20 protein-coding genes are annotated in these 21,818 nt (G+C 33.4%); 6 read left to right on the top strand and 14 right to left on the bottom strand.

The window, feature by feature from the left end:
- Nucleotides 1–21 precede the first annotated feature (21 nt).
- From C8N41_RS09950 to C8N41_RS09940, 3 genes are all read left to right on the top strand, one after another.
- The gene (locus tag C8N41_RS09950; RefSeq protein WP_115839142.1) at nucleotides 22–609 is read left to right on the top strand and encodes a hypothetical protein; all 588 of its coding nucleotides are present in this window, start codon (nucleotides 22–24) and stop codon (nucleotides 607–609) included.
- A 105-nt stretch (nucleotides 610–714) separates the two neighbouring features.
- On the top strand, nucleotides 715–1,437 hold the full coding sequence (locus C8N41_RS09945; protein WP_092447010.1) for a glycosyltransferase: 723 nt from the start codon (nucleotides 715–717) through the stop codon (nucleotides 1,435–1,437).
- A 64-nt stretch (nucleotides 1,438–1,501) separates the two neighbouring features.
- Complete coding sequence (locus C8N41_RS09940; RefSeq protein ID WP_092447009.1) at nucleotides 1,502–2,125, top strand: lipid-A-disaccharide synthase N-terminal domain-containing protein; 624 nt, start codon at nucleotides 1,502–1,504, stop codon at nucleotides 2,123–2,125.
- 59 nt (nucleotides 2,126–2,184) lie between these two features.
- On the opposite strand, the gene C8N41_RS09935 is transcribed toward C8N41_RS09940, so the two are convergent.
- The 9 genes from C8N41_RS09935 to C8N41_RS09895 form a co-directional block, all read right to left on the bottom strand.
- The gene (locus tag C8N41_RS09935; protein ID WP_115839141.1) at nucleotides 2,185–2,754 is read right to left on the bottom strand and encodes a phosphatase PAP2 family protein; all 570 of its coding nucleotides are present in this window, start codon (nucleotides 2,752–2,754) and stop codon (nucleotides 2,185–2,187) included.
- Nucleotides 2,754–2,981, bottom strand: coding sequence for a hypothetical protein (locus C8N41_RS09930; RefSeq protein ID WP_092447007.1), 228 nt, complete (start codon nucleotides 2,979–2,981; stop codon nucleotides 2,754–2,756). The genes C8N41_RS09935 and C8N41_RS09930 overlap by 1 nt, the downstream gene beginning before the upstream one ends.
- A gap of 83 nt (nucleotides 2,982–3,064) precedes the next feature.
- Nucleotides 3,065–4,441 (bottom strand): MATE family efflux transporter, encoded by a 1,377-nt coding sequence (locus C8N41_RS09925; RefSeq protein WP_092447006.1) that lies wholly within the window; start codon nucleotides 4,439–4,441, stop codon nucleotides 3,065–3,067.
- A gap of 108 nt (nucleotides 4,442–4,549) precedes the next feature.
- Nucleotides 4,550–5,059, bottom strand: a complete 510-nt coding sequence (locus C8N41_RS09920; protein WP_115839140.1) for a DUF3124 domain-containing protein — start codon at nucleotides 5,057–5,059, stop codon at nucleotides 4,550–4,552.
- 133 nt (nucleotides 5,060–5,192) lie between these two features.
- The gene (locus C8N41_RS09915) at nucleotides 5,193–6,665 is read right to left on the bottom strand and encodes a potassium/proton antiporter (RefSeq protein ID WP_115839139.1); all 1,473 of its coding nucleotides are present in this window, start codon (nucleotides 6,663–6,665) and stop codon (nucleotides 5,193–5,195) included.
- A 162-nt stretch (nucleotides 6,666–6,827) separates the two neighbouring features.
- A complete protein-coding gene (locus C8N41_RS09910; RefSeq protein WP_092447003.1) occupies nucleotides 6,828–7,769 on the bottom strand; it encodes an NAD(P)H-dependent flavin oxidoreductase in 942 nt (313 codons plus the stop codon).
- Entirely contained in the window at nucleotides 7,769–9,385 is a 1,617-nt protein-coding gene (locus C8N41_RS09905; RefSeq protein ID WP_115839533.1) for a S8 family serine peptidase, read from the bottom strand. Before C8N41_RS09905 ends, C8N41_RS09910 begins: the two co-directional genes overlap by 1 nt.
- Before the next feature lie 112 nt (nucleotides 9,386–9,497).
- Nucleotides 9,498–10,685: a tRNA 2-thiouridine(34) synthase MnmA gene (gene mnmA / locus C8N41_RS09900; RefSeq protein WP_115839138.1), complete on the bottom strand. Its 1,188-nt coding sequence runs from the start codon at nucleotides 10,683–10,685 to the stop codon at nucleotides 9,498–9,500.
- A gap of 265 nt (nucleotides 10,686–10,950) precedes the next feature.
- On the bottom strand, nucleotides 10,951–11,661 hold the full coding sequence (locus C8N41_RS09895; RefSeq protein ID WP_115839137.1) for a toxin-antitoxin system YwqK family antitoxin: 711 nt from the start codon (nucleotides 11,659–11,661) through the stop codon (nucleotides 10,951–10,953).
- Nucleotides 11,662–11,725: 64 nt separating this feature from the next.
- Between C8N41_RS09895 and C8N41_RS09890 the strand changes: the two genes are divergently transcribed.
- Nucleotides 11,726–12,724: a fasciclin domain-containing protein gene (locus tag C8N41_RS09890; RefSeq protein WP_115839136.1), complete on the top strand. Its 999-nt coding sequence runs from the start codon at nucleotides 11,726–11,728 to the stop codon at nucleotides 12,722–12,724.
- A 288-nt stretch (nucleotides 12,725–13,012) separates the two neighbouring features.
- Here C8N41_RS09890 and yidC read toward each other — a convergent pair whose 3' ends face one another.
- The gene (gene yidC / locus C8N41_RS09885) at nucleotides 13,013–14,926 is read right to left on the bottom strand and encodes a membrane protein insertase YidC (RefSeq protein WP_092446999.1); all 1,914 of its coding nucleotides are present in this window, start codon (nucleotides 14,924–14,926) and stop codon (nucleotides 13,013–13,015) included.
- Nucleotides 14,927–15,049: 123 nt separating this feature from the next.
- A complete protein-coding gene (locus C8N41_RS09880) occupies nucleotides 15,050–16,672 on the bottom strand; it encodes a CTP synthase (protein ID WP_092446998.1) in 1,623 nt (540 codons plus the stop codon).
- A 366-nt stretch (nucleotides 16,673–17,038) separates the two neighbouring features.
- Here C8N41_RS09880 and C8N41_RS09875 point away from each other — a divergent pair, with 366 nt between their 5' ends.
- Nucleotides 17,039–17,923, top strand: a complete 885-nt coding sequence (locus tag C8N41_RS09875) for a LysR family transcriptional regulator (protein WP_115839135.1) — start codon at nucleotides 17,039–17,041, stop codon at nucleotides 17,921–17,923.
- Nucleotides 17,924–17,997: 74 nt separating this feature from the next.
- A complete protein-coding gene (locus C8N41_RS09870; protein WP_115839134.1) occupies nucleotides 17,998–18,918 on the top strand; it encodes a YeiH family protein in 921 nt (306 codons plus the stop codon).
- Between the two features lie 39 nt (nucleotides 18,919–18,957).
- On the opposite strand, the gene C8N41_RS09865 is transcribed toward C8N41_RS09870, so the two are convergent.
- The 3 genes from C8N41_RS09865 to C8N41_RS09855 form a co-directional block, all read right to left on the bottom strand.
- The gene (locus C8N41_RS09865) at nucleotides 18,958–19,185 is read right to left on the bottom strand and encodes a DUF3820 family protein (RefSeq protein ID WP_092446995.1); all 228 of its coding nucleotides are present in this window, start codon (nucleotides 19,183–19,185) and stop codon (nucleotides 18,958–18,960) included.
- A gap of 56 nt (nucleotides 19,186–19,241) precedes the next feature.
- Nucleotides 19,242–19,775: a DUF922 domain-containing protein gene (locus C8N41_RS09860; protein ID WP_115839133.1), complete on the bottom strand. Its 534-nt coding sequence runs from the start codon at nucleotides 19,773–19,775 to the stop codon at nucleotides 19,242–19,244.
- A 100-nt stretch (nucleotides 19,776–19,875) separates the two neighbouring features.
- Complete coding sequence (locus C8N41_RS09855) at nucleotides 19,876–21,783, bottom strand: LysM peptidoglycan-binding domain-containing protein (protein WP_115839132.1); 1,908 nt, start codon at nucleotides 21,781–21,783, stop codon at nucleotides 19,876–19,878.
- Between the last annotated feature and the right edge of the window lie 35 nt (nucleotides 21,784–21,818).

The raw sequence follows: 21,818 nt of genomic DNA, 5'->3' as shown, positions 1-21,818 counted from the left end.
TATAAAACGACCTCATAAAAAATGAAACAGACCGAAATAAGTATTGGCGTTGGTATTTTAGTAGTAATGTTATTACGGCTATTTATAACATTTCCTTATGCATCTTTATTGATTACCATGCTTACATTGGCATTGTCAATGCTCTACTTTGTGTTTAGTTTTGGATTATTAAATCGAATTCGGTTGAGACATTTATTTAACAAAGAATCTTATAAAGGCATTAGCTTAATACGAATTATCGGCACTATTGGAACAGGATTTGTATTGTCTTTACTTTCAATTAGTATTTTATTTAAATACCAATTATGGCCTTACGGTAGTATCCTTTTATTAATAGGTCTCATGAGCCTATTCCCCATAATTGTAGTGACTGTTTTTAAATTCATAAGTCATAAAAATAGGTTTCATAGCACACTATTAATGCGTCTTTCTATAATTTCTATGGTTGGTTTGCTCTTTTTTATCACAAAATCCGAAACCTTATTAGAAATGAGGTTTAGAAATTTCCCAGACTATATAGAGGCAGAAAAGAAGGCTATGAAAAATCCAGAGAACTTAGAGTTACAACGCATATCAAATGAAGAAAGATTAAAAATGGAATCTCATTAATAATGCCGTTTCCTTTAAAACTTTCTATATTATACACATTACTTTACAAGTGCTTGCTGACGTATAAAAAAACGATACTTTTGTAGCGATAAAGCCATCTATTGCATGACGTACCAATTCACCATCATAGTTCCTGTATACAATGAAGCAGACAATTTACTTCGTGTAGAATCAGAACTATTAAACTATCTAAAAATAGCTACGGTTACTACAACAGTACTCTTTGTTAATGATGGTTCAAGTGATAACAGTCAAAGTTTAATAGAAACCATTTGTAAGCGAAACGGGGCATTTGAATATATTTCCTTTAAAGAAAACAAGGGTTTAAGTGCAGCTATTAAAGCCGGGTTTGACCATGTGGATACGAATCTGGTTGGCTATATTGATTCAGATTTACAGACCACTCCCGAAGATTTTAATATCCTTTTAGAACATATAGAGGCTTACGAATTAGTAACTGGTGTACGATCTAACCGAAAAGATGCTTTTATTAAAAGTATGTCTTCTAAGATAGCCAATGGTATTAGGCGCACCTTTACTCACGATGGTATGATTGACACCGGTTGTCCACTAAAAGTTATGAAAACCGATTATGCAAAACGTATTCCTATGTTTAGAGGATTACATCGTTTTTTGCCTGCTATGATTATGCTACAACATGGCCGAGTAAAACAAGTTTCGGTAAGACATTTTCCAAGAATTGCTGGGACGGGAAAATTTGGGTTCTGGAACCGTTTATTTGGTCCTTTAGTAGATTGTTTTGCTTATTTATGGATGAAAAAGAAGTATATTAATTACGACATTTCTAAATCGAGTACTAGAAAATGAGTAACATCATAAACACATTGTACTAAATTAAAGACATATATATTATAAACCTTACCTATAAACTTTGAAAGACTGGATTATTTACAGCATTGGATTCTTAGCTCAGATATTATTTTCGTCTCGGTTAATTATTCAATGGATAACTTCAGAAAAGCAACGTAAAGTTAGCTCACCAAAAGCATTTTGGGTACTTAGTTTAATCGCGTCTTTTCTACTGTTTATTTACGGTTACCTCCGTTTAGATTTTGCCATTATGTTAGGTCAGAGTTTAACTTACTTTATTTATATCCGAAACTTACAATTACAAGGGCAATGGCAAAAACTTCCTAAAATTATACAGTACTTGCTTTTTATTGTTCCGATATTAATCGTTGTATTTTATTATAACAACAATAAGATTGATATAGAATTGCTCTTTCAAAATGAAGCCATTCCTAATTGGCTATTAGCTTTAGGTATTGTGGCTCAAGTTATTTTTACTTTGCGTTTTGTGTATCAATGGATTTACTCTGAACGTCAAAAAACCTCTCTTCTACCCTTAGGTTTTTGGATTTTGAGTTTGATTGGTGCCAGTTTAATTTTAACGTATGCCATTATAAGGAAAGATCCTGTGTTGTTTATTGGACATATTTTTGGCATGGTAATTTATGCTAGAAACACATACTTAATTCAAAAAGCGAAAGATTGATCGTTAAAATTTTGATGCGTTTAGGCTATTGCTTGATAACAATAGATAAATTCAAAACTCTATTGTATAAAATACTTTTTAAGAAAAAAGTGATACAGCTTATAAAACATCAAACCCGATAGTGCGCCAAATGTCATTCCACATATCAAATCTAATGGGTAATGCACACCGACATAAATACGACTATAAGCTACAACTACACTCCAAACTAATAATAAGTAAATAAGGTTCTTAAAATATGGTCGTAATAATAAGCCTGCAAAAATTGCAGTAGACATTGAATTAGATGCGTGACCAGAGAAAAAACCATACGACCCACAACGTGGTGCGATAAAACGTGCTAAATCCATAACACCTTCTGCTCTACATGGTCTTGGTCGTTGAAAAGTATGTTTAAAAAGATTTGTCATTTGGTCTGTAAATGCAATCATTCCTGCGACCACAAAAACGGCAAGCACTAAAGCTTTCCATCCCAGTTTTTTATAAATAAATAACAATAACAATACGTACAAGGGAATGGACGAAAGTTTATTGGTAATTACCAACCATAAACCATCCCAAGTTTCGGTTCCTAAATTATTGAGAAAAAGAAAAAGATCTTTATCGTACTCTATAAGTTGTTCTAACATTAATCGTCGTATCTCGCAATTTCTCTATCGTAAAAATCGGTAGCTTGTTGAATGTAGTTTTCAGTCTCAGTCTCTAGCTCTTTTTCGTCGTGCTGATCAAATTCTTCAAACCATTCTACCTCATCATTTTCAAGATTAATGATAAAACGAGGAAATTCAGTATGAATTATAAATATAGCATTAGGGTAATCTGTGTTATCTCCTAATATAAATTTTGGTAATTCCATGTATAAAATATGAGTGCTTAGCGTTTTGCCAAATGTTATAGCAAAAATACAAATTTAGTTACGAGTTAAAAGTACTTCTGCTGCTAATTATACTTTAGAATGAGTTTTTTAGTCAGGAGATGAAATCGAATAAATAATAGAACTGCTGCCACAGTTAAACCTGCAATGAGTCCAATCCAAATCCCTAAACTGCCGTAAGCATCTGCTTTACCTAAGTAATAACTAATAGGAAAACCAACCACCCAATACGATATAAAGGTTATTAATGTAGGCATCTTAACATCTTGAAGTCCACGTAGAGCTCCCAATGCAATAACTTGAAGACTATCACTAATTTGAAAAACAGCCGCTGCTAACAATAAAGTTGCTGCAATACTAACCACCTCTGCAGTATCAACAGCATTCTCAGGATCATCTAAATCCACGTATAGATCTGGGAGCATTTGGTGAAATACCACAAATAACAAAGCAAATATAACAGCAAAAATAAACCCGACTAAAAATATAGATTCCGCAATACGCTTTAAGGCTTTAAAATCCTTTAATCCTTTTTGGTTACCCACTCTTACCATTGCCGCAACACTTAAACCTGTGGCGACCATAAAGGTCATTGACGATAAGTTAAGTGCAATTTGATTTGCCGCTTGGGCATTGGCACCTAAAGTTCCGCTTAACCAAATGGCAGCTGTAAAAATACCTACTTCAAAGAACATCTGCATAGCGCTTGGCAATCCTAAATTACTGATTTTTCTAATCGGTTGTTTACTCAGCTGAAAGAATTTAATCTGAGTGACATAAGCCTTTGATTTTTGACGTTTGGCTAATAACCACCACAGATATGCGACCATGACAAAACGCGATACTAAAGTTCCTACTGCAGCACCTACAATTCCCATTTCGGGAAAACCAAACTTTCCAAAAATTAACACATAGTTGATCGCTACATTCAGCAAATTGGCAACAATTGTAGCATACATTGGATATTTAGTTAACGACAAACCATCGCTAAATTGTTTAAATGCTTGAAAAACAATTAAAGGAACTAATGAAAATGCCACTAAATCTAAATACGGAATCGCCAAATCTACAACTTCTTTCGGCTGGTCCATAATATACATAAGTGGCTTGGCGAATAGCAAAATACCAAACAACACCAATCCTAAAACAGTACAGAGAAATAGGCCGTGTTTAAATACGGATTTGCCTTTTTCAAAATTTCCTTCGGTATCCGCTTCAGCCACTAAAGGAGTAATAGCGGTAGAAAACCCGATACCTATAGACATCGCGATAAAAATAAAACTATTACCTAAAGATACAGCAGCTAATTCTGCGGCACCCAATTGGCCAACCATTATATTATCTATAAAACTAACAAAGGTATGACCAAGCATACCCAGCATCACAGGAGATGCAAGTTTTAGATTGTATCTAAATTCTTTCGTATAATTACTTAAAACCATGCCGCAAAAGTAATACTTCCTTTTAGTTTAAAAAGGGTATTATTTGGTAATTTAATAGAAGAAAAAAATATTATTAATATGCGATTAGAGTTCAGTTTCAAGCGACTTTTAGTCAATTCTTTTCGCCTGAGTTAAAAAAGATAATCCTTGTTGTCCAGATGTCGATGTCATAACACCTTCAAAGATTGGTTCCGGACATTTTTTAGGAATCTGCCAATCAAAAATAAAATTACCTCCAGTACCACCTGTATCATCCACCTCATCGATAATAATATCCAAAGTTTCCATTGGTTTTAAATACACAGGTTTGGTTATATATGTTTTTAGTAACGCTCCATGCGTATCAAAATAGTCGACTTTACTTAAGTAAATACTATCCGTTACACTTGTATTTCTGATGCTAATCATAGCCGTAAGGCTGTACATTTTATGTTGCGAATAACTGTAAATTTGTGAATATACAGATAGGTAAGATTTCCCTGACTCTAAGGAATCTTTAGGTGAAATAGAGGCTTCTCTAGCTGTCCAATTAATTTTTTCATATTCCTCCTTACTTAATACTTCATCACAAGAATACAAACTCAAAAATACTATAATTACAACTATTATTCTTCTCATGATATGATCATTTAATTCAATACAAAACTAAGCGATTAGCAATATATTATACACTTAATATTAGTGATAATTTTTAGAACTTCAAACAAAAGTTAAATAATAAAAATATTTTGAAACACATAATTACGTGAATTTAGTCTATAAGCATTGTATTGAGTATGGCATTGACTTCCTGCAAGCTATCTTCATTATCTAATAAAACAACCAAAGTATCGTTAGCTTCAATAATTGTTGAGCCTCCTGGGCGCACAAATTTATCATTTCGTTTAATCATTACTATAAATGCAGAGGTTGGAAAATGTAAATCGATAATGCGCTTGCCTACAGCAAAACTCTGAGAAGGTATAACTATTTCTTCCATTGCAGATTTAGGTAAATTAAGAATATAGCGATCATTCTCAGCAATAGGTTTTACCTTCTCTGGCAATGCTACATTTAACCATTTAGCAAAAAGCGATAATGTTGTTCCTTGTATTAACACTGACGTTACAGAAATAAAAAAAACAATATTAAATATCATATTCGCCTTATCAATACCAGCTAAAAGTGGGTATGTGGCAAATACAATAGGCACCGCACCTCGCAAACCAACCCATGAAATATAGAAACGCCGTTTTAATTTCATTTTAAAAAACATGAGACTTATAAAAACAGCCGCAGGACGAGCCACAAGTATTAAGAATATAGAAATTAACAACCCAATACCCATGTAAGGAACAATCTGAGAAGGAAAAACAAGTAATCCTAAAGTAAGGAACAGTACGATTTGCATTAACCACGCAATTCCATCGAACATTTTGAGAATGGTAGATTTATGTATTAAATCTTGATTTCCTAAATAAACGGCACAAATATAAATGGCGAGAAATCCATTACCACCAACAAAATCTGTTGCAGAAAATGTAATAAACATTAACGCAATAACTAAAACAGGATAAAGCCCTTCAAATCCTAATTTAATTCTATTAATTATAATCTTACTTAACCTACCGAACGCAAAACCAGCAACTCCACCTAAGATCATCTGTTGAAAAAACATAAGCAGCATGTTAAAAACGCTCTGATCTTGATTAATAACCAAACTTAAACATGCAAGCGTCAGTACATAAGCCATAGGATCATTACTTCCACTCTCTAACTCTAAGGTCGGTCTTAAATTGGTTTTTAAGGCTAAGTTTTTTGAACGTAATATAGAAAATACAGCTGCAGCATCTGTAGAAGAGACTATTGAACCTAATAAAAGACTTTCATAAATCGTAAAATCCGTAACAACATATACAAAAACACCAAGACCAGCAGCAGTAAGAAAAACACCTAAGGTAGACAATACCAAACCTTCTCTAAGAATGGGTTTTATAGCTTTAAAATTAGTGTCTAAACCACCAGAAAATAAGATAAAGTTAAGTGAGACAATACCTATAAATTGAGCTAACTTAGGATCATCAAAGCGAATACCACCAAGTCCATCTGAACCCGCTAACATCCCAATAGCTAAAAAAAGTAGTAGTGTTGGAACTCCAAATTTATATGAAGTTTTTCCCACTATAATACTTATAAAAAGTAATAGAGAACCTATTAACAGGATGTTTTCGGTGGTTAAATTCATACAAGACTAATCAAAATTAGTAAGCACAAATTTAAGTTTTTTATTAAAAAAAAGGGAGTAAACGGGTGTTTTAAAACTAAGTGGTTCACTATATTATAAACTATAAAAAATATTATTATTTTAAAACGCTCAGCTCGATTTATTTATTGAATGTTTATTACCTTATAATCCATGTAGAGCATGCTTAGCTTCGGTAAACTCATTCACCATATTTTCTACAATTTCAGCAACAGGTTTCACATCGTGAATTAAACCTGCTATTTGGCCTATTTCAAGCTCACCATCCTCTAAGTCACCTTCAAACATACCACGTTTAGCTCTAGCTCTGCCTAATAATTCTTTAAGTTGTTCTGGTGTTGGACTTGTTTTATATAGGTCTTGGATATCATTAAAAAATTTGTTTTTCACCAATCGTACTGGTGCTAATTCTTTTAACGTTAATTGGGTATCTCCTTCTTTGGAATTGACAACCACCTGCTTAAACGCTTGGTGTGCTGAAGATTCTTCACTGGCTACAAATCGGCTTCCCACTTGTACTCCATCGGCTCCAAGAACCATACACGCTAACATCGCTTTTCCTGTCGCGATACCTCCTGCTGCGATTAATGGAATCTTAAGTTGCTCTTTAACCATCGGAATTAAAGTTAAAGTCGTAGTTTCATCTCTACCGTTGTGTCCACCAGCTTCAAAACCTTCGGCAACGATAGCATCCACTCCAGCATCTTGCGCCTTTAAAGCAAACTTTACGCTACTAACCACATGTACCACTGTAATTCCACGCTCTTGCAGCCACTTGGTCCATGTTTTCGGATTTCCGGCAGATGTAAACACGATTTTCACACCTTCTTCTACAATGATATCCATAATCTCTTCAATGTTGGGATATAACATCGGTACATTTACACCAAAGGGGTGATCGGTAGCTGCTTTACATTTCTGTATATGCGCTCGTAAAACATCGGGATACATAGAACCTGCACCAATTAAACCTAATATACCTGAGTTACTCGCAGCCGAAGCTAATTTCCATCCACTGTTCCAAATCATTCCGGCTTGAATAATTGGATATTTAATGTTGAAAAGTGATGTGATTCTATTTGCCATTATTGCTTTATAAATTTGAATGTTTTTGAAATACGTGTTGAGGAAAGTTCTATTACATATACTCCCGAAGCTAAACCTGAAACATCAAGATGGTTTGAATTTTCAAATATAGACTGACTTAAAATACGTTGTCCTATTTGATTATAAACAGACACTTCCATTTGATTTATTCCTATAGGTGCTTCAATATTTAAGTTTGTTGTCACAGGATTGGGATAAATTTTAAACGCCTTAAGTTCTTGATTATGACCTATTACAGCCAAACTCTGAGCGACATTTAAATCAGGAATTCCGTATCCTAAAAAATTATCTGGATTCATATATTGTGAAGCTGATTGTCTAACATAATTCATCACTTCTGTAGGTGAGGCTTCTGGGATTGCTTCCCATAATGCGGCTATACCTCCACACAAAATAGGAGCACTAAAAGAGGTGCCATTATTCTGAACAATTGCATTATTATCATCGATAACAAAAGTTAATCCTGCACGCGCTACCACATCTGGTTTTTGATAACCTATTTGTGCAGCAGAGCCTTGTGAGCTAAACGACACATAATCTCCATCAGCATTTACACCTCCAATAGATAAAACATGTGGTGAATCTGCAGGTGCTCCAACAGTTTGCCAATCGGTAGCTCCCGAATTACCTGCACTCACAACTACTAAAATGCCTTTTTCTGCCGCAATAGAGGCACCTTTAGTAATATAAGTGGTTTGCCCATTCATATCGGCTGGTGCATAGTTGTAATTAGGATTATCATATGTTTGATATCCTAAGGAGGTATTAATCATATCTACTCCAAGACTATCTGCACGCTCTGCAGCTTCTACCCAATAACTTTCTTCTACAGGATTTTCACTTCCGGAATCTTCTGTTCTAAACACATAGTAAGACGCATCTGGTGCAGTACCAACAAATTCATTTGCAATAAACCCAGCCATAGTACTGAGTACTTTTGTACCATGGTTATTGTCCGCAAAATCATAAACTGCAGTAGTTCTATCTACAAAATCATAACCTCCTTTTAAGCCACCATTTTCTCTTAAACGTTGAAAGGCATCCATGGTATTAACATTAGGAAAACCAGCATCCATTACTGCAATGGTCATACCTTCGCCTGTAAAATCTGATAGATGCAATTCATCGGCATTAATCATTTCTACTTGGTTTTGGGTATCTCCATAAGTAAAAGCAACGGTTGATTCTTCAATTTCTGTTTTGTTGAATACCGAAGCACTTCTTAAGGATGTGTTTAAGTTCTGATTTGCAAAATCTATACGGTCTACAAACGTTAAATTACCTAGTGCATTTATAGCGTCTTCCGTTCCTCTGATATGCACTGCGTTAAACCATTTCGATTTAGCCATTACCACGATTCCTGTTTGACTCTTTATATCTGTAACATAAGCCTCGTTAACAGGCACATCGCGTTCATCTATTGCAATGTTGTGATTCTGTTTTCTATCGATAGCTTTTTGGGTTAAGATACTTAAAGGGTTGGCTATTGCCTCTTCTACATTTGGTTTGTCTGTAAAGTAAATCCAAGCATCTTCTTGCGCAAAACTCGTTGTTAAGACAAGTAGAAATAGTATCGTAGTAAAAATGTTTTTCATAGGATTAGGTATCTCACTTATACTCACCATATTTTATGAACGAGCAAAGGCTCATTATAGCACTTTCTGAATACATATTAACATCTATCAGACGAATTATAAGTTAGGCAAGTTAAGAAATAACTCCCGATCCTAACAATTCATCCTCTAAATACCACGCTACAAATTGACCTTCTGTTATGGCTGATTGTTTATTTTCAAATTCTACATACATCCCTGAAGCAACTTTATGTAAAGTCGCTTTCTCTAAGGTCTGTCTATATCTTATTCTAGCTAATACAGCCATGGTGTCTCCGTCTTGTAAAGCTAAATCTTCTCGTACCCAATGCACCTCATCATTAGAAACAAATAATACATTTCGGTAAAGACCAGGATGTTGTTTACCTTGACCTGTGTAAATGATATTTTCATTAACATCAGTATCAATTACAAATAACGGCTCTACAGTGCCACCAACACCCAAACCTTTTCTTTGACCTTTGGTAAAGTAATGCGCACCTTGATGTTTACCAACCACTTTACCATCTGTAAGATGATAGGTTGGTTTCTTTGACAAAGCTTCTAATTCTTGAGTTTTAGTATCAAAAACAGGACGTGGTTTATTGTAAATTTCAAACGTTTCATCTACCTCAACAATAACTCCTTCTTTTGGCTTTAATTGTTGTTGTAAAAACTCTGGTAATCTCACTTTGCCTATAAAGCAAAGTCCCTGAGAATCTTTCTTTTCTGCAGTGATTAAACCTTGTGCTTTTGCTATTTCTCTTACTTCAGGTTTTAGCAATTCTCCTACCGGAAATAATGCTTTTTCAAGTTGTGACTGCGACAACTGACATAAAAAATAAGACTGATCTTTATTAGGATCAGCACCTGCCAATAATTGATGAATTTGTTCTCCATCTTTTTCAATGGTTGCTTTTCTGCAATAGTGACCAGTAGCCACATAATCTGCACCCAGTTCTAAAGCGATATCCATAAACACATCGAACTTTATTTCTCGGTTACAAAGCACATCTGGGTTTGGAGTTCTCCCTTTTTCATATTCGTTAAACATATAATCTACAATACGCTCTTTGTATTGCACACTTAAATCTACAGTCTGAAAAGGAATTCCTAATTTATCCGCAACCAACATTGCATCGTTACTATCCTCTAACCATGGACACTCATCTGAAATAGTCACTGAATCATCGTGCCAATTTTTCATAAAAAGCCCAATAACCTCATAGCCTTGCTCTTTTAAAAGATAGGCTGCAACACTAGAATCTACTCCACCCGAAAGTCCAACAATGACTCTTTTCATATTATATTATTCCTTTTTATCTGAATGTCAGTTCGAGTGATTTCGATTTTTTTTTTTTAATCGGAATTGCCTTGAGAACATTCTTAATATAAATTACTTCTCTTTACAAAATTCATCATAGAAAATGAATTCCATTCAAAGTGACACAACGCAACTAATAAGTGCGTCATTCTTAGTTCGAAAAACTTCGGCAAAATTACAAAATAAAAAAGGCAATCCTATTAAGATTGCCATTCTGAAATTCTATGGATTGTATAGCTTAAAACTATTCCTTATGAGATATCACTTCTTGGGTTGTATGATTTATTTCCTTTATCAGTTTTCCATCTTTATAATACATCCAAATACCTTTTTTTTGACTATTATTATATTGACCCTCTGAAGTTTTATTGCCAAGCGCATCGTAATTAATAGTTTTACCTTCTAGTTCACCTTCTTTATAATGGTTTTGTCGCAGTAAAATTCCATCTTCAGAAAACCATTTGGATTCTCCGTCTAGCTTTCCATTTTTATAATGCGCTTGCTCTGCCACCAAACCATTTTTAAAATACACAAAACGTTCTCCGTGAAGTAAACCTGCTTCGTTATAATGTTCTTCAATCATTTTTTTTGAAGAATTTTTGTGGTAAAAGATCCAAGGACCAATAAATCGTTTGCCATTCATTTTCCCTTCACTAATCACTTTTTTAGTAGATGCTAAAAATGTAACATCTGCAATACTATCGCTTTCATTAAACACTTTTATAGCACTTAACACACTTTTTCCGCCAGATAAAGTATAGAATTTAAACGAATCGATTTCCTTACCATGTTTAAAAACTCCTTCGTAACGTTTCTCTTTGGTATTATGGTAGTTTTTGGTCCATAATCCATGGCGAAGTCCATCTTTATCGTATTGATTTACTGTTTTTTGCGCATAGCCAGATGTTAAAAATACTGTTAAAGTAAAAAGCAAACAAATATTTTGTTTAATCATTTTGTAATTTTATTAAACAAACCGATCAAGGTTTGAATGTTGAACACTATAAAAACTCAAAACAATGAAAATTATTTTAAAAAACTTCAAATTACTTACAGTATTTCTATTAGTGATCGGTATGACCTCTTGTAGTGATGATGATGACAACAGTACCACTGTAACATCGACGACAGTTGTTGATGTTGCTTTAGAAAACAATTTAACGTCTTTAGCAGCTGCGCTACAAGCTACTGATTTAATGACCACTTTACAAGGTGATGGTCCATTTACGATTTTTGCTCCAAGCAATGCTGCATTTGCACAACTTTTATCGGATACTGGTTTAGATTTAGATAATTTATCTACAGAGGAAGAAGCTCTAGTTAGAAATATTTTATTGAATCATGTTATTATCGGTTCAACAATCACTTCTAGCAACCTAATAGATGCAGGTTCTGGTTATACCAACACAGCAGCTACAGGACCGAACGATGCCAATCTCAGTTTATATTATACGACTTCTAACGGAGTCATGCTAAATGGAAGTTCTACAGTAACAAGTGCTGATAACGTCGCAACCAACGGTATTGTTCATATTGTAAATGAAGTTATTGGTCTACCAACTATTGCGACTTTTGCTACGACAAATACAGCATTATCTAATTTAGTTGCAGCATTGCAATTAGCTGACACTGAAACACCAACTGTACCATACATTTCTACCGTTTCTGATACTTCAGCAGGACCATTTACAGTATTTGCACCAACAAATGATGCTTTTGCAAGTTTATTACTAGAATTAGACCCGTCAGGAAATACAGCACTTGCTGACTTAGATCCAGCTACTGTTGATGCGGTACTTACCTATCATATTGTGAGTGGCAATATTCAATCTAGTGGCTTACCAAATGGCTCTATTGCGACTATTGGAGGAGATATCACTGCAGATAATTCAGCATTTACACTTACAGATCCTAATGGAAGGGTAAGTAATATTGTAACAAGTTTAGTAGATATTCAGTCCATGAATGGTGTAGTGCATGTCATTGATACCGTTTTACTTCCTATGCAAGAAAATTAAAAATAGAGGGTGATAACCTCATTCATTAAGTTAGGTTGATTAATTAGTTAGGTTAAGGCTCAAACAGTAAAACGTTTGGGTCTTTTCTTTTTCATAATATATTATACAACCGTATTATATGTATTTAATTACAGACTTTAACACAAGCTATGCATAAAAAAACGTTTAGCGTAAATTACAATAGAACAGTTTATAGTCTATTAGATTAGCTTATGAAGGGCTAAACAGAATAAAAAAATAGCCTCAACAAAATTGCTGAGGCTATAATTTTTATAAGTAGAGAAGTAATTATTTCTTTCTCCCTTTCTGTTGTGCTTGTTTTTGTTGTTCAGCTTGCTCCATCATCTCAGCCATTTTCTTCTGAAACTTACTTTGTTTCTTAGGCTTCGTTTTACTCACTTCAATTTTAGCTAATACCTTATCTTCATCTATGATATAGTTTTTAATAACTAACATGATACCGATACTAATTAAGTTAGATATAAAGTAATATAAACTTAAACCAGAAGCATAATTATTGAAGAATATTAACATTAAGATTGGAGAAAAGTATATCATATACTTCATCATTTTTGCCATATCTGGCATACCTTCTTGGGTTGGCTGATTTGCCATTTGCTGACCAGTGGTCATTCTCATATAAAAGAAAATTGCAATGGCAGCTAAGATTGGAAATAAAGCGACGTGATCTCCATATAATGGAATATGAAACGGTAAATCTAAAATAGAATCATAAGAACTTAAATCGTCTGCCCAAAGGAAGCCTTTTTGTCTTAATTCAAAAGCTGTAGGGAAAAACATAAATAAGGCATAGAACACAGGAATTTGCATTAAACCAGGCAAACATCCACTCAATGGACTTGCACCAGCACGACTTTGGATAGCCATAGTTTCTTGCTGTGCTTTTAACTTATTGTCTTTGTACTTTTCTCTAACAGCATCTAGTTCTGGCTTTAAGATTTTCATCTTAGCTTGCGATAAGAACTGCTTATACTGTACAAATGATAATACAATTTTCACTAAAATGGTCATTACAATAATCGCGATACCATAAGGTAAAAATCCACTAAGGAAACCAAATAAAGGAATGAATAATACTTTATTTATCCATCCAAAAATTCCCCAACCAAATGGAATACTTTCTTCTAAACCTTTATCGTATTGTTTTAAAGTCGTATTATCTGTAGGTCCATAATACAATCCTAAATTTCGATTTACTTCACCTCCACTGTAAGCCAAAGGAATTTTAGACGTATATAATTTAGTATATAAAGTATCAATTTCTTCATCTTCTACTAAATCTAAAGATGTTAATGCTGCTTTTTTAAATGGAATATCATTAGCCACTAAAATAGAACTAAAAAAGTGCTGTCTGTAAGACAACCATTCTACATCTTCAGCCGTTTCATCATCATCACTCGCTTGTGATAATTTATCTACTTTACCATCATCGTACATATATGTTAACCTTGTATAACGGTTTTCGTAGCTTATACTTTTTGAATGACGGATATTTTTTTGTTTCCAATCTAACTCAATAGGCTGAGAGGTATTGAAAACACCATTAAGACCTTGAGATTTAATTGAAAAGTCAATCATATAATCCTTAGGCTTCAATTCGTAGCGGTATTCTAAATATGCTGTTTCAGAGACTTTAAGCTTCATAGAAACCACAGTGTTCTCACCACTTTTGCTAACCGAAGGTTCAAAAGGAAAATCTTGTGTATTTAAAGTTCTATTATCTGATGTTCCAAATTGAATATTAAAGGCACTATTATTATCCTTTACCATATAGACTGGCACCGAATCATAATCTACAAAGTTCTTCAGTTTTACCTCTGCTAAATGACCACCTTTATTATTAAACTTCAATTCAAATACCTCCGTTTCAACAGTCGTTTGTTTATTTGCTGCTGACGGCAATGTTAATGCATATGCAAAATCACCTACTTTGTTTTGAAGTGCTGCTTTTTGGGTAGAATCTAAAACTTGCGTTTGCGTTGTATAATCTGCCGAAGTAGTAATTAACGATTCATTTTGTTTGCTTTGCATTGTCTCAGCTTCCACCTGCTCTTGCTCAGCTTTTTTCTGTGCTTCAAGCTCTTCTGGAGTAGGTTGATTTTGGTACATAATGTATAATAGTATACCAAATATGAGAACAAATCCTATTATGGATTTAACGTCGAATTTCTTTTCTTCCATGTTTAATTTTCAGTTTTAGACCTGTCATGTGAAATACACCTAACAGGTCTTGTGTAGCTATCCTTGGTTAACTCAAATTGTTATCCAAAGTATTCGTGTACGTCAAAGTGACATACGTTTTTCTTACTTCTTCTTTTTCTTATTATACTTTAAGGCGGCAGCAACAAATGCCACAAATAATGGATGCGGATTTTTTACTGTACTTTTATATTCTGGGTGATATTGTACACCAACAAACCAATCATTTTTTGGGATTTCTACAATTTCTACTAAACCTGTATCCGGATTAAATCCTGTTGCTTTCATACCAGACGCTTCAAATTGCGCTTTGTAATCATTATTAAATTCAAAACGGTGTCTGTGTCTTTCGGTAATCGTCTCAGCGTTATAGACTTTATAGGCTGTACTATCTTTTTCCAAGTTACAATCCCATGTTCCTAACCGCATGGTTCCACCTTTATTTACAATACCTTTTTGAGATTCCATTAAATTAATTACCGGATCTGGAGTCTGCTCATCCATCTCAACAGAATTCGCTTCTTTAAGATTTAGTACATTTCTTGCATATTCTATTACAGCCATCTGCATGCCTAAACAAATTCCTAAAAATGGAATATTTTGTTCTCTCACAAAGCGTACAGCATCAATTTTACCTTCAATACCACGTTCTCCAAAACCTGGTGCCACTAAAACACCATCTAAATGACCGAGTTTAAATTCTATATTACTTTCCGATAAATATTCAGAATGAATAGGCTCTACATTAACTTTAACTTCATTTTCTGCACCTGCGTGAATAAACGATTCTAAAATAGATTTATACGAATCTTGAAGCTCTACATATTTTCCAATTAAGCCTATAGTAACTTCACTCTTAGGATTTTTATGACGCTTTAAAAAGGCATTCCAACGTTTTAAATCTGGAACATCATTTTTTAGTTGTAACTGATTTAAAACCACTTTATCCAAACCTTCTTCTAACATTAAGTTAGGTACATCGTATATGGTAGAAGCATCAATAGATTCTATAACCGCTTCTTTCTTTACATTACAAAAACGCGCTAACTTGGTTTTTATACCATCGCTAAGTGGATGCTCTGTTCTACACACCAAAATATCAGCTTGTACTCCACTCTCCATTAAAGTTTTTACGCTATGTTGGGTAGGCTTTGTTTTTAATTCTCCGGCTGCAGATAAAAAAGGAACTAGCGTTAAATGAATTACACATGTATTGTGTTCTCCTAAATCCCATTCCAACTGACGTACCGCTTCAATATAAGGTAAGGATTCTATATCTCCTACTGTACCACCAATTTCAGTAATAACAATATCATAATCTCCAGAATTCCCTAATATTTGAATTCTACGCTTAATTTCGTCGGTAATATGCGGAATAACTTGAACTGTTTTTCCTAAAAATTCACCTCGTCTTTCTTTATCTATAACACTTTGATAGATTCTACCAGTGGTAACGTTATTGGCTTGAGATGTTGGTACATTTAAAAAGCGTTCGTAATGTCCTAAATCTAAATCCGTTTCGGCACCATCATCCGTAACGTAGCATTCACCATGCTCATAAGGATTTAGTGTACCTGGATCAATATTGATGTATGGATCTAATTTTTGGATGGTTGCTCTGTAACCTTGTGCTTGAAGGAGTTTTGCCAAAGATGCAGCAATAATGCCTTTTCCGAGAGAAGAGGACACGCCTCCAGTGACAAAAATGTATTTAGGGTTTGTGGTCATGATACGTTTTTAAACGCAGGCAAAATTACAAAATTTAATGAGTTATTCCTTATTTGTTTATCGTTTGTTAATATGTTATTATTTCTAAACGTCATCTAAGAAAGATAACATCCTTAGTTATTGATTTACAACTCCATATAGACAAACACAACTAATCTTAAACTATCTTAGAATACAACGTTTCCTCATTTAATACACTATGGTGTTTTCAAAGCGCATCATTTTGCAAAATTTGTAGCAAGATTGAAGAACTTTTTGTGTAAAATTATCGTGGTTGAATCTTTAAAATATTTCAGCTACCTTCGTTAAAGATGAATTAGAAGTCCTTTTCTGTTCATGTTGATCTGTAGATATTTTTTCGAGCTAATGAAAACCAAATTACATATTTTTAAAACTGTAGCTAAACATTTAAGTTTCACAAAAGCTGCTGAACAACTCTATCTTTCGCAGCCTGCAGTATCTAAAGCCATTAAAAATTTAGAACAAGACTATAAGACCACTCTTTTTATACGTAAAAGAAACTCTATAGAACTGACGACAGAGGGAAAATCTTTCCTATTTTATACCAATAAGGTTTTAGCTATATATGCCGAAATGAATGAAAAATTTCTTCATAAAAAAGGTGATTTTCCAGATGATATTAATTTTGGGGTGAGCACTACGTTATCTAATTACATTATTCCAAAAATTATTGCAAAATTTAGAGTTCAGCATCCCGAAACCACCTTTACTATTGAAAGTAATAATTCTGAAAACATCGAAAGTTCTATTCTAAATGAAGATATTGACTTCGGAATTACGGAAGGGAGTTCTACAAACCCAAAATTACAATTTGAAAAATTTATTAAGGATGAAATCGTCCTTGTCACCAATATTAAAAATACGGCATTTCCTAAGGGTAGTATTGATATAAACCTATTACAATCTATGCCAATGGTGGTACGCGAAAAAGGCTCTGGCACCAAAATTATCATCGACAACTTTTTAACCGATCATAAGGTAACAAAACTCAATGCTGTAGTTTCTTTTAATAGCACTGAAGCTATTAAAAATTACTTATACCACTCCGACCACTATGCTCTTCTGTCCATTCACTCTATAGCTGATGATTTAGCTAACAATAAACTTAAAATTATAGATATTAAAAACTTAAATATTGAAAGGTGGTTTTACTTTGTAAAAAGAACAGGCTACATCTCTAAGACTTTTGAACAGTTTAAAAACTTCACACGCTTGAATTATAACTTTTAGTTATCCTTAAGAACAAATTACTTTGCTTAAAAGTTATTAAAGGCCATTACTTTTGTATCAAATACCACAACGATATGAAAGTTATAGTTTCAAAATTAATGTATGTTTTGATAATCACAGTAGTGCTTTTCGGATTTGTAAATAGTCCAACAGCATTAATTATAGGATTTATATACACTCTTATTTTTAGAAATCCTTTTCAAAGATATAACCATAAAGCTATTCATTACTTTCTTAAAATTTCGGTTGTAGGGTTGGGGTTTGGAATGTTAATTAAGGAGACCATAGAAACCAGTAAGGACGGCTTTAACTTAACGGTCTTATCAATAGTTTTAACTCTCACTCTAGGATTATTACTCACAAGATTTTTAAAATTAGATTTAAGATTGGGTCATTTAGTTACCTCAGGCACAGCGATATGCGGAGGAAGTGCTATTGCCGCAATTTCCCCTGTAATTAAGGCAAAAGGAAAAACAATAAGTATCGCTTTAGGTATTGTGTTTTTATTAAATTCTATAGCGTTATTTGTGTTTCCTGCAATTGGTCATTTTTTAAACTTAACACAACAACAATTTGGTTTATGGTGTGCCGTTGCCATTCACGATACTAGTTCTGTAGTTGGCGCGTCTTTGGGTTATGGAGAAGAAGCATTACGTATTGCTACGACAGTAAAACTCTCTAGAACACTTTGGATAATTCCGCTATCTTTTGGCTCTATGTTTTTATTTAAAACTAAAGGAGAAAAGATTAAAATCCCATACTTTATACTGCTATTTATTTTGGCAATACTGATTAACAGCTTTCATATTTTACCAGAATCAACAACACATTTCATTGTTGATTTATCTAAGAGATTACTGATAATTACACTATTTCTTGTAGGGACTTCCATATCTGTAAAGGACTTAAAATCAACAGGATTTAAGCCTCTACTGTTAGCACTGACATTATGGCTATTTATTTCCATATTTTCATTGTTTTATATCTTAAACTAGATATATCGGATACCCTTGCAGCACTAACTAAAAATATGGCTATTTCTTAAAATCTCTACGTATTGTATAAATTAAATCTTCTAAACCGTTGATTTTAATATCGCACATTTGTGCCATCATACGGCCAAGTTTACCCTGAGGAAAACCTTTTTGCTGATACCAGATATAGTAATACTCTGGAATATCTATTAAATACTGATTTTTATATTTTCCGAATGGCATCTTGTAATGTGCCAATTCAATTAGAACTGTACCGTCTAATTCCATTTAATTAAATTTAAGAGGCAATGAAGTATCAATGGTGATGACTGAAAAAATTACAGCTATTTGTAATTTTTAAATTTTTGTAATTCCTTTTGAATCTCCACCTCCCATTTTAGCTGCATTTCCCTATTCATAGAATGATTAGTTTCCTCATCATAACGTTGTTGCGTTTCATTAACAGCCTTGTTAATTGTAGTGTGCAACCGTTTCATCTGCTCTTTAACGTTTTGATTGACAACCAATTTTTCTATTTGTGCTCTAAATTTACGTGCATAAAGTTCAGTAATATCAAAATGCAATTGCTCATGCGCTAAAATATAAGCATCTCCTTTATCTTTTATATACCACGATTTATTTGGATAAAAATGCGCTTCAACCGTAGTTGTAAAGTCAATAATTCTATCTCCAGATGTTTTTACTGAATAGCCAAACGTAATACCAGAGGCTGTCAAGGCTACAGCATCAGACTTAGAATTGGGTGTTCCTTTAAAATCTGCCCAAGTAAGTTTAGCCGATTCATTCCATGTGACAGACACGTCATTAGACGTACTTCCAAAAAAATAAAGGGCTAATATTATTAATAAATTTTTCAAACGTAATGATTTCGTTTTAAAAGTAAAACCTTTTTGTTAAGGTGACAGATAAATTACGATATAAGACTAAGAAATGGCTATTAATTGTAGTTAGCAATAACTATTCAGCTTTTACAACTCTTAGATTATCGTACTTTACAATATATACAGCTTCATTGACGTAACCACCAGATGGCGATTTATTATATCTGAATTTATTCTCAATATATTCAGTAGCTATAGAATTAATAGAAGCATCATATAAGTTTTCAGCTGAAGCTAAACGCATTAAAAGGTCTAAAGTAATATCAAAGCCACGTGCCACATATTTACTTGGAGTTACTCCGTAGTTTTTACGGTAAGCTTCCACAAAACCATTTACTTTAGATTCATCATAATCTTTATGAACTGAAGGAAAGTGAAACTGAAGATTTGATAAATTATTATTATCAATATCCTTACTTTCAAAGGCTTTACCTTTATTTAATGTCGCTAAAATAATTTCAGTATCATCAACTGCTAAAGCGTTTAACATACTAACAACACTAGAAGCCAAGGACGAATTATCGGTCTCTAAGAAAACAAATGTTCTACCTGCGGAAAACACATTTTGCAAATTAGCATGGTAAATATAATACGCGTCTTTTGTTTTATTTTTTTTATCCTTTTCTGTTAAAATAAGTTGAGAATTTGGAAATTGCTTTTGTAACGCTTCACTACTCGCTCTATGTGCATGATCTGAAATAACAACCACTTTAGTCTTTAAACTATCTGCTTTTACAAAATCTATCATTGTTTTGCTTAACAACTCGCTTTCGGGTAAGGTCTGAAAAACATTGCTGTATACTTGATCTGGTTTGTTTAATGCTGCAATAACAGGGATATGGTCAGCACTTAACGTTCTAGCAACACGATTGAAGCTATTTTCTTCCATTGGGCCAATAACGGCATCATAATCACTAAAATTATTTTCAGCTAAGATTTCTGCAGTTTTAGACACGTGATAACGCGTATCAAACACCTTTAGGTCTGTAGAAATTCCTAATTGTTTTGCAGAATCTAAAGCCATCATTACACCAACATGAAAATCTAATACTACAGACAAACGTCTATCTTCTTTTATTTTCTCTTTCGTTTCATCAACTGCATCTATATCAATTCTATCTAAACGGTACGGCAACATTAAAGCAATCTTCTTGGTTTTAAAATTATTTAAAGTCCCTTTTAAATCTGTAGTTTCCACGTCTTCTAAACTACGTGAAGTATCCACGTCTGCAGGCACTTTTAATACCATACCTGCTTTTAAACCTGTTTCTTTTAACTCTGGGTTTAAGGCTTCGAGTTCTTCTTTTGTAAGATTTAATTTTATTTTTAATCTAAAAAAACCTTCTTTAGGTAAAACTTCGTAATAGCCATAAGCGGACTCTACTTCTTTTTCTTCCTTATCGTCAATATTAGGCACATTTAACTCATCACCTGGTTGAATCGTTTCATTCATAAAAGGGTTTAAGGCTTCTAAATCTGCCACTGAAATTCCGAACTTATAAGCAATTCTCCATTTTCCTTCTTGAGGTTGTACTATATATTTCTTAACCGTATTGTTTAACGTTTGTTTAGACACTACAGTTTTATAACGTGGAATTCTAATTTTATCACCTTTCTTAAGATTTTCTGAGTATAAAAAACGATTCGCTTTTTTAATTTCTTCTTCAGAAACGCCATATTGTTGCGACAATCCATAGAGCGTTTCCTTACGTTTTACTTTATGGTTTTTGTAATCTATAAGCTCTCTAGTATCTTCTACAATAGCCTCATTCTTTACTTTAGAATTTGGAATAATTAAAATTGTATTTGGCTGAAATTTACGTTTAGCATCAGGATTTAATGCATAGATATCAAATGGAGTTACTAAATAACTTTTGGCTATACTTTCAATCGTCTCTCCTGGTTTTACCGTATGCTCAATATAATCTTGAGCACTAAGTCCTATTGAAAATGCAATTAATATGACGGCTAAAATATGTTTCATGTATTCTATTTTACTACAAACTGTATATGATTACA

The organism is Winogradskyella sediminis (assembly GCF_003387355.1).
Lineage (GTDB): Bacteria > Bacteroidota > Bacteroidia > Flavobacteriales > Flavobacteriaceae > Winogradskyella > Winogradskyella sediminis.
Note: the sequence above shows the minus strand (reverse complement) of the source record. Positions and strands in the feature narration are given on the sequence as shown.